A 2,306-nucleotide genomic window follows, 5' to 3' on the forward strand; every position below is an offset into this window, starting at 1 on the left:
ATATTTAGCGTATAAGAAAATTGTTAGCGTTGTTGATGGCGGCAGGGAGTTGGACTACCTAGGGTGAAGAAGCGGCCCGGTGGCCGCGCCAGGAGCTGACGATGTCGGAGCAACCGAACCTCGGTGATTGCCTGCGCGGCTTGAGGAAGACGCATGGCTGGACCTTGCAGGAGGTCAGCACGCTGACTGGCGTCGCGGTGTCGACGCTGTCCAAAGTCGAGAACGACCAGATGTCGCTGAGCTACGACAAGCTGCTGCAGATCTGCGAGGGGCTGAGCATCCATGTCACCGAGCTGCTCAGCGGCGACCGCAAGCAGCCGGCCGCGCGCACCCGTCGTTCGGTGACCTCGCAGTCCAACACGCTGCGCCAGCTGACCCGCAACTACGATTACCGCTATCTGGCCACCGATCTGGTGCGCAAGCGCATGGTGCCGATCCACGCCTATGCACGCGCCCGCACGCTGCAGGAATTCGGCCCGCTGACCAGGCATGCCGGCGAGGAATTTTTGATCGTGCTCAAGGGCGAGATCGAGCTGCACACCGACCAGTACGCGCCGGTGCGGCTGAAACAGGGCGACAGCGTCTATATCGATTCCACCATGGGTCACGCCTACCTGTCGGTGGGCGAGGGCGACGCCGAGATGCTGTGCGTCTGCTCCGGCGACGAGCCTGACATGGAGGGCGCGCTGCTGAGCGTGCTGGAGACGGTGGAGGGGTAGGGGCAGGTCCCAACCCTCCACGTTGGTGCTGCCCCTCATCTGGTTGCCGCCATCTTCTCCCCGTTCACGGGGAGAAGGACGATCCTATCGACGGGCGGCGCTGGCTCCAACAATTGAGCGGCTCCGCTACAGCGCAACTACACGTCCCATTCCGCGCCGAACCGCTTCGCGATAGGCGAGATCGGCGGCCACCATGTCTTCCATTGCAACGCCCATGGCCTTGTAGACGGTGACCTGATCGGCGCTGACGCGTCCCGGCCGCAGTCCGAGCAGCATTTCGCCAAGCTCGGTTCCGGTTTCCGGATCAATGCCCACCAGTTCGCAGGAACCGACCGGGGTCGGCGCGAAGGCGTCCTTGGTCTCGACGAAAAGGATGGCCCGCCCGACAAGCTCGACCGGCAACTCGCCGCCGGGTGGGGCGACGCCGACCGACGAGACATGGGTGCCGGGCCGCACCCAGTCGGCCGAGATCACCGGCGCATAGGAATGCGTTGCCAGGCAGACGACGTCAGACGAGCGCACCGCGGCCTCGATATCGGCGACGGCAACGACGCCGGGATGTTGCGCGGCGAGCGCCTGTGCATCCGAAAACTCCTTCGAGACAACGCGGATTTCGGCGAAATCGCGCACCAGCGGCAAAAGATGCAGATGCTGGCCGGCCTGCACACCGGCGCCGACCACCGTCGCGACCTTGGCGTCGCGGCGGGCGAGTTCACGCACCGAAAGCACGGCCGAGCCGGAGGTGCGCACGGCGGTGATGTAGGTGCCATCCATGACGCAGACCGGCATGCCCGTCTGCGGGTCGAACAGATGGATGGTGGCGAGGTGGCTGGGGATGCCTTTGGCGACGTTGCCCTCGAAGACGTTGACGATCTTCACCGTCAGATGCATGCCCGCTATCCATGCCGACATCGCCAGCGAATAGCCGGCCTGCGGAACATCGAGCTGCGGCCGTGCCGGATTGACCACCTTGCCGCCGGACAAGGCCTTGAAGCCGCCGGCGAGCACGTCGAGAAGCTGGCGCAGGTCGATGCAGGTTTTCACCTCGGCCTCGCTCAGGATGAGTACGGGCATGTCACCCTTGGCCTGGGCGCTGCGGGAGGTCGATATCGCTGATGTCATGGGATACGCTTTCGTTGTCGGTTGCACGACAACGGTATTGCAGTCCGGGAGCGTGATGAAATATACTGCTTTTGCTACTTTGGCGTGATTATCACGTTTGTTCTGGTCAAAAAGTGTGAATCCTGCAATGGACGATCTCGACCGTATCGACCGCTCGCTGCTACGTTTGTTGCAGGAGGACGGCCGCCGCACGACGCTCGATCTGGCGCGCCGGGTCGGTCTGTCGCCGACCGGGGCGACGCAGCGCGTCAAGCGGCTGTTCGCCGAAGGCTTCATTCGCGCCGTGCGCGCGGTGCTCGATCCTGCTCGGATCGGGCAGGCGCAGCTCGTCTTCATCGAGGTGCGGCTCGACCACACGGCGCCGCATGTGTTCGACCGCTTCGCCGAGGCGGTTCTGCGGGCGCCCGAGATCATCGAATGCCACATGGTGGTCGGCGGCTTCGACTATCTGGTCAAGGCGCGCAT

3 protein-coding genes are annotated in these 2,306 nt (G+C 64.1%); 2 read left to right on the forward strand and 1 reads right to left on the reverse strand.

The annotated features are described in order from the left end of the window. Positions 1-101: 101 nt before the first annotated feature. The gene (locus EN939_RS30555; RefSeq protein ID WP_127271375.1) at positions 102-719 is read left to right on the forward strand and encodes a helix-turn-helix domain-containing protein; all 618 of its coding nucleotides are present in this window, start codon (positions 102-104) and stop codon (positions 717-719) included. A 126-nt stretch (positions 720-845) separates the two neighbouring features. Here EN939_RS30555 and EN939_RS30560 read toward each other — a convergent pair whose 3' ends face one another. Next, a complete protein-coding gene (locus EN939_RS30560) occupies positions 846-1,841 on the reverse strand; it encodes an ornithine cyclodeaminase family protein (protein ID WP_127271377.1) in 996 nt (331 codons plus the stop codon). Positions 1,842-1,968: 127 nt separating this feature from the next. Here EN939_RS30560 and EN939_RS30565 point away from each other — a divergent pair. After that, a partial coding sequence (locus tag EN939_RS30565) for an AsnC family transcriptional regulator (RefSeq protein ID WP_127271379.1) occupies positions 1,969-2,306 on the forward strand: 338 nt, incomplete at its 3' end.

Source organism: Mesorhizobium sp. M7A.F.Ca.CA.002.05.1.1, from assembly GCF_003998335.1.
GTDB lineage: Bacteria > Pseudomonadota > Alphaproteobacteria > Rhizobiales > Rhizobiaceae > Mesorhizobium.

Coding starts and splice junctions, on each gene's coding strand:
- EN939_RS30560 (WP_127271377.1), bottom strand. CDS start 1,841: ATGACATCAGCGATATCGACCTCCCGCAGCGCCCAGGCCAAGGGTGAC.
- EN939_RS30555 (WP_127271375.1), top strand. CDS start 102: ATGTCGGAGCAACCGAACCTCGGTGATTGCCTGCGCGGCTTGAGGAAG.